Source organism: Brevundimonas vesicularis, from assembly GCF_014204545.1.
Lineage (GTDB): Bacteria > Pseudomonadota > Alphaproteobacteria > Caulobacterales > Caulobacteraceae > Brevundimonas > Brevundimonas vesicularis_B.
Window position 1 is genome coordinate 43,706 of record NZ_JACHLJ010000005.1, and the last position, 7,316, is coordinate 51,021.

The window sequence follows — 7,316 nt, forward strand, 5'->3', positions numbered from 1 at the left end:
ATCCGTCATGAAACTTTTATGCGCCAGCCTGCGGCAGGCCGACCACCACGCGAGTTCGCTCCACCCTTATCGGGGTGCCAAAGAGATCGGCGACGGCTCGGCTGAAACCAACCGGATCATTCGCGGAAAAAAGGCCTGACACGGGTTCGCGCGCCAGCGTCGGATCGGCAATCAATATCCGCACGTTGCTGTAGCGCTGAAAAGCTGAAGCCGCCTGTGCCAGACTTTCGCCCTCGAATGCGATCTTGCCCTCGCGCCAAGCCAACTCTCTGTTGATTACGGTCGGAGAGACATGACGCGGCAAGGAGTCTCGGCGCCCGTCTCTTCCGCTCCCGAGGGTGATCTGCGTGTCCGACCGTAACACACCGCGTCGGCCGATCTGGTCGTCGCCGATCTGGACAACACCCTGATGAACCAACAAGTCGATCGGCTCTCGTCCAAGCTTACGAACCCGAAAACCACCGCCCTCTGCTGTTTCAATCTGGCGATGGCCGACTTCAACGACAAAAGGCCAACCCTGATCGCCTAGGACAGTGAAGTCCGCCTCCCCTTCAAACAACCGCACCAGACGCCTTGTCTTGCTATAGCTAACGGTTACGCGAGACGCCGTGTTCAAGACAACGGTGGACCCATCGGGCAGCGGAACTAGACGCATCTGTCCGCGCTCGGTCGCGTAGGCCGTTGGCGCTGTGAGGGTAAATCCCACAGCCGCGACTGTGGCAACGCAGGCCGCCGCTCCGGCGCTCCATGCCATCAACTGGCGACGCGATAGGCTCGTTGGCACATGCCGACGCTGTATGGAGCTTTTGAATCGCCTCGGATCAAAATCCCGGCCGAGAGCCGAGGCCGCCTGGCTGCTCAAGCCTATGGCGCGAGCCCGCAGCAGGGCGCCGGCATGGCGGGGATCCGCATGCAGCCACACGTCCAGCGCAGCTTGGTCTGCGTTCGACAGCTGCCCCCGATCCTCCCGCGCGACCCAAGCCGCTGCGGCGTCGTCAATGGCCTGACTTGTGTCTCTTGCGACCATGGGGGACGCGTTTCTCCATCTTCAAATCTTTAGAGCGTTGGGACGCGCCTTTTCCGCCATCCGCGTACCAATCAATCAGAAAACGAACGCCTCGCGCGATGTGTTTTTCTACCGTGCTTTCCGACAGTCGCATCTGATGCGCGATCTCGCGTTGGGTATGACCATGTACCCGGCGAAGGATGAAGGCCCGGCGCGTTTGGCCGGGCATGGCGGCGATCGCTTCAGCCAATCGCCGCAACTCGTCACGATCTATGAGCGACTGTTCAAGCGAAGCCGCCCCATCGATCGGATCGAACCCGTCCATTTCCTCGATCGCCTGAATCGATACGACCTTGGCTCTTCGAAGGTGGCGCACGACGATCGAATGAGCGACTTGGAAAATGTAAGCGCGGGGGTTCTGTATGTCGCCCACGTGTTCGCGCGCGGCCAAAACGGTATAGGTTTCCTGGATTACGTCGTCTACATCGACGCCCGCGTAGCGTTTTCGCGCGAGCCAGCTCCGCAATCCGGGCTCGTGAGGCAAAACATGGCGGCAAAACCACCGCGTCTTCTCTTCGGTGAAAACGAACATTGCAGCCGAGCCCCTGAAGCGGGATCGGTAGACGACGGTTTTTACGACGGCGTGACGGACGCGTGACGTCTTGCACAGCGGCACCGCGACAGTGAGCTAACAGACGATTGCGAAAAGCTCTGGGGCTTCTGGAACACCTCAGCCTCGTCGAGCCGACGCTGGTCACCATCACTGTCTGCGGCCGCAATGCGCCAAAACCAGGCGTTTTTAGAGCGTTGACACCTCAACTCGTTGGTAATGGCGCTCGAACGCGGTCTTTGCACGGTCGCGACTCCACATTCGCTGGCCTGCGTGTCAGGCTTCGGCCATGAGGACCGACTGATGGCGACACGCAAGACTCTGATCAAATCGCGCGCTGGCGTTCGCCTTCAACGCATCGATCATTTGGCTCGGCAGCAGGTGGTACAATCGTCCTGGCGGCTGTCGACACTGCGCCAGAACCCGCCGCGCTCATTTGCCGATCAGACGGAAGCGGAGGACGCCTTCGACATGGAGGTTATCGCTTCGCTGACCGATCCCGTGACCATAGACATGCAGCGTCGCGGACTGATCGACTGAGATGGCGGCCAAGCTGAAGGTCTTCACCTGGTCCGACGGTTTCCATGCCTTTACCGTCGCCACAAGCTCGCGACCCAAGGCGTTGGAGGCCTGGGGCTCAAAGCAGGATTTGTTCGCAACCGGCCTAGCTAGCCAGCTTTCCGGCGGACCGGATTACGAGGCCGCCCTGGCCTCTCCTGGCGAGGTCATCGAGCGGGGCCTCGCGATCGATGTCGGCAAGATCGGCAAGGCCAAGCCCGCCAAACCTCCGGGACCGTCCAAGGCAAAGGCCGCCAGGATCAAAAAGCTGAATACGGCGCTGGCCGATCTGGACGAGCGCCGTGAGGCCGAGGTGACGGATTTCGAGCACCAACAGACTACGCTGAACAAGGCGCGTCAGGAGGCGGAGGCGACCTATGAAGGCGGACCGTAAATCTCTGGCTGCGGATCTGAAAAAGGCCAGAGCCTGATGTGCAACCTGTACCGCCAGCGCTCCGGCCCCCAGGCCATACTGGACGCGGCTAACGCCATGCGGTCGACCGTCGGAAACCTTGCGCCGGGCGACCTCTATCCCGATTATCCCGCGCCGATCGTGCGCTGGGAGGGCGCAGAGCGCATCCTCGCTTCGGCGCGCTGGGGCATGCCGTCGTCCAAGAAGATGATCTTCGACAATGCGACGAAGCGCGCCGACAAGCTGCGCGCCAAAGGCGGAGAGGCCGATTTTCAGAGCATCCTCGAGTTCGAACCCGACAGCGGAACGACCAACGTCCGCAACACCCGCTCCAGCCATTGGCGCCCACATCTGTCGCTGGCATCTCGATGCCTGGTGCCTTTCACGGCCTTTAGCGAACCAGGGCGGGACGTCGCCGGCAAATACCGCCCCGTCTGGTTCAGACTGGCCGGGGACGCCCTGGAACCCCTCGCCTTCTTCGCCGGCATCCATCTCCAAGCCCACACCAGCGTGCGCAAAATCAAGACCGGCATGGAGACAATCGACGTCTTCGCTTTTCTGACAACCGAACCCAACGCGGAGGTCGGCGCGGTTCACCCCAAGGCCATGCCGGTGATCCTGACACAGCCCGACGAGATCGAGGCCTGGATGACCGCGCCGTGGGAAACGGCCAAGGCGCTTCAGCGCCCGCTTCCCGACGGCGCTCTGTCAGTTATCGACGCCTGAACCGCGTAAAAGCCTCCGATCGTTGTTTAAAGACGATCCGGTCCCGTCCTGGCGGTCGACACAAGGTCTGCGGTCAACGGATCAGCCGACAGCCCCCAACGGGTCAGAGCCGCTTCGAACACGGTCGGATCGGCCGCCACGGCGGCGAACAGGGTCATCGACGAGCGGAATTTGAGATCGTCGGGCGATCCGAACAGCTGATGCAATGAGGCCGCCGGCGCCGTGGTCGCGGTGTGGGTGGCGCGAGCGAGCCGCGCCCCTAATACCGTATGAGCCAAGTAAGCCTGGGCCTCCTCGAGCGACCAAATGCCATAGAAGGCGGCCGTCGAAGAGCGTCCCAGAGACCGGGCTTGGGGAAAGACGAACCACATCCAGTGGCTCGTCTTGCGACCCGCCACGAGCTCGGCCATCGCCGTCTCGAACACGGGGTCTTGAGCCGCGACGAAACGGTCGAGTGTTGTCGTCATTCGCTCGTCTCGCCCAGACTGGCGAACCAGTCTGCATAGGGGGTGTTTCGCGCCATGTGTCGATTGAGATCGGGCGAGCCGTCGGTCCACCAAACCGGGCCCCGCTCCCCCAGTCCCACCTTGGCCTTATCGACGCTCCGCCGCGCTACGGCCAAAGCGTCCGTATCCTCAGTCGCCAGGGCCTTCCGCACCGCCCGGCGCGCCGACATCAGATCATGCACCATTTTGTCTCTCGCCTCAGCCGACAGAGCGGGATCGGAGCACCGCCACAGCCGGCCTCGCACCACGAAATAGCGGCCGTCTGGAGTCGTGGGGTGTCGGGAAGACCGCGCCATCGTCGAGCTAACGCGCGGTGGGCCGGATGGGCGCCGCCCATAGGGCGATCCACAGCGCCGTTGCGATCCGGCTTGACTCTCGCACGCTCGAACAAGAACAAATGAGGAACATTAAACCCGCATTTGGTTTCAGGAGATCATGTCCGCCGCCTCTTCATCCTTTCAGGCGCTCCGCACGGAGATCGCGCGCATCGAGGCGGGTCGACGTCCGCCCGGCGGCGTGCTGCCGTTCGGCCTGGCCGCGCTCGATCGCCGGCTGCCCGCCGGAGGACTGGCGCTCGGCGCACTGCATGAGGTGGCCGGCGGCGGCGACGGGGCCATCGACGGCGCCGTCGCGGCTCTGTTTGCGGCCGGTGTCGCGGCGCGCACCCAAGGGCCGGTCCTCTGGTGCGTGACCCGCCCGGATCTGTTTGCGCCGGCGCTGGAGCAGGCGGGGCTGTCCTCGAACCGGGTCATCTATGTGGAGGCCGGTGACGAGGCCGGCTTGCTGGCCGCCTTCGAGGATGGTCTGCGTCACGGCGGCTTCGGCGCCGTCGTGGGCGAAGTCGCCCGCCTGTCCATGACGGCGTCGAGGCGGCTGCAACTGGTCGCCGAGGACACCGGCTCGCTGGGTCTGGCGGTGCGACGATGGCGTCGTCAGGCTGAGGCGGCGGACTTCGGCCAGCCGACCGCCGCCGCCACCACCCGCTGGCGCGTCACCGCCCTGCCCTCCGCCCCCCTGCCCGTGCCCGGCGTTGGCCGCCCGCGCTGGTTCGTCGAACTGATCCGTTGCCGCGCCGGAGCCTGCGCGGATTTCGAACTGGAAGCCTGCGATGAGACGGGTCGTCTCGCTCTACCTCCCCACTTGGCCGACCGATCGGCTGCGACGCCGGCTTGGACCCGACGCGCCGTCGCCTGACACGCCGATGGTCCTGATCGGGCGCCAAGGTCGCAAACGCGTGGTGCTGGCCGCCGACCCCGCCGCCCGCGCCCATCGTCTGCGTCCCGGCATGGCCGCGACCCAGGCCCGGGCCCTGGTCGCCGATCTCGTCGTCCATCCCTTCGACCCCGCCGGGGATGCGGCCGCCCTGGACCAGCTCGCCCTCTGGGCGCTGCGCCGCTATGCGCCGATCGTGGCCGCCGACCCGCCGGACGGCCTGGTGCTAGACGTCACCGGGGCCGGTCACCGCTATGGCAGCGATGAGGGCCTGCTCGAGGATTTGATCGCCCAGACCGCCGCTGTCGGCCTGGGCGCCCACGCCGCTCTCGCCGACACTTGGGGCGCCGCTCATGCCTTGGCCCGCAACCTCGCCGAACCGACCATCGTCGTCGCGCGCGGGGGGCCTGCCATCTGTCGCCTGCCCTTGCGCGCCTTGCGCCTGCCCGCCGACATGGTCGATGGCTTGGGACGCCTGGGAATCGACGTCATAGGCGAACTGGAGGCCAAGCCCCGCGCGCCTCTGGCCCTGCGCTTCGGGCCGGAACTGATCCGTCGCCTGGATCAGGCCTACGGCCGCGTCCAGGAACCGATCACCCCGATCGACGCTCCGGAGCTGATCCAGGTCCGGCGGGTCTTCGCCGAGCCGATCGGCGCGCCCGAGACCCTGGCCCGCTACACGCTCAAACTGGTCGAAGCCCTGAGCGAGGCGCTCGAGGCTCAGGGGCTTGGCGCGTCGCGGCTCGACCTGCGGTTTGAACGGATCGACAACCGGACCGAGGCCATCCGCGTCGGCCTGGCGCGCCCCGTGCGCGATGTCGCGCGGCTCACACGCCGGGTGAAGCGGTAGATCGCCTCTCTATTTCACAGGCCGATGTCGCGGCCCCTCTTCGAGGACCTGCGGTTCCACGCGCCAAAATCCGCACGGTCTCCGAAGGCGATATATCTGAACTTCAGATCAGGCTGATGGGCACCATGAACGCCCGCAACTGCGCGAGACTGGCCGAAAGACAAGGCTCGGCCTTCAAGGCGTCGTCCGGTCCGGCGTCATACAGGCGGCCGTGTCTACGGCTACAAAATCAGGCGAGAAGTCGACACCATCGGCGAACCGATCCGGGGCCCTCGCGATATCTATCCTGATGAAGCAGAAGTCGTCCGCGAAATCTTTCGGCGATACGCCGCCGGTCAATCCCCTTGGACAATCGTGAGCGATTTGAATAGGCGTGGCATACCCGGCCCACGAGGGAGAGGTTGGAACGCATCGACGATCAACGGCAATGCCGAGCGTGGCAATGGGGTGATCCATAACGAGTTGTATCGGGGCGTCCTGGTTTTTGGTCGTCAAACCTGGGTTAAGGACAGGCGCACACGAAAGCGCCAGGCGCGAACGGCGGACCCTCAAGAAATTATTTGGACCGAGGCGCCGCATATTCGGATCCTTTTTGAGGAACTATAGGCGGAAGTTCAGGATCGCTACGCGGAAAACACCTTACCACTGCGGGCGCCCTCCCTTCGTGGAGCCGTGCGGCCCCGACACTTACTGAGCGGAAAACTGAGCTGCGGGGTCTGTGGCGGCCCGATGATCCGAAGCGGTGCCGACCAACGCTTCATGTGCTCCTGGAGACGAGGCCGCGGAAAACTGGCATGCACAAACGGTCGAGGGATGGAGAGCGCCGAGATCGAGGCGCGCGTCCTAGCCGCGATCAAGAACCGACTTCTAGCGCCGGAACGCGTGGCGCTCGCCGTCGAAGAGGCGAGGCTTGCAGCAGAGAACGACGCAAGTACGATCACACAGGCTCGATCGAAACTAAACACTGAACTTGGAGCGCCGTGCAGAACGCTTGGACGACCAGATCGCCCACGGAGTGCTTACCGGCGCTACAGTCAAGGATCGTCTAGACGGGCTGGAAGCGCGGAGAACACAGATTGAATTGGAGTTGACAAAAGCGCCCGCGGCACCCGTCGTCGCCCTGCACCCTCGCGTGGCAGAGCATTAAAGGACCGTCGTGGACTGGCTTGCCCGCTCCTTGGCTCGCAGCGACAGCGAGGGAGCGGCTGAGACACGGGACTTGGTGCGCAAGTTGATTGAAACGTAGTGGTTACGCCGTTTGAAGAACGAGGTAAGTCTGCCTTGGCCTTACAAGGCAAAATCGCCGCCCTGGTGAACCAAGACGGCGAAATTACTACGAAGCTGGGTGCGGGAGTAGGATTTGAACCTACGACCTTCAGGTTATGAGCCTGACGAGCTACCGGGCTGCTCCATCCCGCGGCAAACGGTAGAGTATC

General features: G+C 64.1%; 11 protein-coding genes and 1 tRNA gene. 7 read left to right on the plus strand and 5 right to left on the minus strand.

Annotated elements, in window-relative coordinates; all coding sequences use genetic code 11:
* Nucleotides 1-16: 16 nt before the first annotated feature.
* Both HNP47_RS15400 and HNP47_RS16615 read right to left on the minus strand, forming a co-directional pair.
* The gene (locus HNP47_RS15400; RefSeq protein WP_184280248.1) at nt 17-1,027 is read right to left on the minus strand and encodes a FecR domain-containing protein; all 1,011 of its coding nucleotides are present in this window, start codon (nt 1,025-1,027) and stop codon (nt 17-19) included.
* Complete coding sequence (locus HNP47_RS16615) at nt 996-1,598, minus strand: sigma-70 family RNA polymerase sigma factor (RefSeq protein WP_184280249.1); 603 nt, start codon at nt 1,596-1,598, stop codon at nt 996-998. The genes HNP47_RS15400 and HNP47_RS16615 overlap by 32 nt, the downstream gene beginning before the upstream one ends.
* Before the next feature lie 321 nt (nt 1,599-1,919).
* Between HNP47_RS16615 and HNP47_RS15410 the strand changes: the two genes are divergently transcribed.
* The 3 genes from HNP47_RS15410 to HNP47_RS15420 are packed head-to-tail and all read left to right on the plus strand — an operon-like array spanning nt 1,920 to nt 3,312.
* A complete protein-coding gene (locus HNP47_RS15410) occupies nt 1,920-2,156 on the plus strand; it encodes a hypothetical protein (RefSeq protein ID WP_184280250.1) in 237 nt (78 codons plus the stop codon).
* Between the two features lies 1 nt (nt 2,157).
* Entirely contained in the window at nt 2,158-2,568 is a 411-nt protein-coding gene (locus tag HNP47_RS15415; RefSeq protein ID WP_184280251.1) for a hypothetical protein, read from the plus strand.
* A gap of 36 nt (nt 2,569-2,604) precedes the next feature.
* Complete coding sequence (locus tag HNP47_RS15420) at nt 2,605-3,312, plus strand: SOS response-associated peptidase (protein ID WP_184280252.1); 708 nt, start codon at nt 2,605-2,607, stop codon at nt 3,310-3,312.
* Between the two features lie 26 nt (nt 3,313-3,338).
* Here the strand turns inward: HNP47_RS15420 and HNP47_RS15425 are convergent, their stop codons facing one another.
* The gene (locus HNP47_RS15425) at nt 3,339-3,779 is read right to left on the minus strand and encodes a DUF1810 domain-containing protein (protein ID WP_184280253.1); all 441 of its coding nucleotides are present in this window, start codon (nt 3,777-3,779) and stop codon (nt 3,339-3,341) included.
* Complete coding sequence (locus HNP47_RS15430; protein ID WP_260394924.1) at nt 3,776-4,003, minus strand: hypothetical protein; 228 nt, start codon at nt 4,001-4,003, stop codon at nt 3,776-3,778. The genes HNP47_RS15425 and HNP47_RS15430 overlap by 4 nt, the downstream gene beginning before the upstream one ends.
* Nucleotides 4,004-4,253: 250 nt before the next feature.
* Here HNP47_RS15430 and HNP47_RS15435 point away from each other — a divergent pair, with 250 nt between their 5' ends.
* The 4 genes from HNP47_RS15435 (at nt 4,254) to HNP47_RS16625 (ending at nt 6,960) form a co-directional block, all read left to right on the plus strand.
* On the plus strand, nt 4,254-5,012 hold the full coding sequence (locus tag HNP47_RS15435) for an ImuA family protein (RefSeq protein ID WP_184280255.1): 759 nt from the start codon (nt 4,254-4,256) through the stop codon (nt 5,010-5,012).
* Nucleotides 5,013-5,019: 7 nt separating this feature from the next.
* Nucleotides 5,020-5,880: a DNA polymerase Y family protein gene (locus tag HNP47_RS15440; protein WP_221415173.1), complete on the plus strand. Its 861-nt coding sequence runs from the start codon at nt 5,020-5,022 to the stop codon at nt 5,878-5,880.
* Between the two features lie 279 nt (nt 5,881-6,159).
* Entirely contained in the window at nt 6,160-6,486 is a 327-nt protein-coding gene (locus HNP47_RS16620) for a recombinase family protein (protein WP_409360166.1), read from the plus strand.
* A 66-nt stretch (nt 6,487-6,552) separates the two neighbouring features.
* Nucleotides 6,553-6,960: a zinc ribbon domain-containing protein gene (locus HNP47_RS16625; protein ID WP_184280257.1), complete on the plus strand. Its 408-nt coding sequence runs from the start codon at nt 6,553-6,555 to the stop codon at nt 6,958-6,960.
* 262 nt (nt 6,961-7,222) lie between these two features.
* Here HNP47_RS16625 and HNP47_RS15455 read toward each other — a convergent pair.
* Nucleotides 7,223-7,299, minus strand: a tRNA-Met gene (locus HNP47_RS15455).
* Between the last annotated feature and the right edge of the window lie 17 nt (nt 7,300-7,316).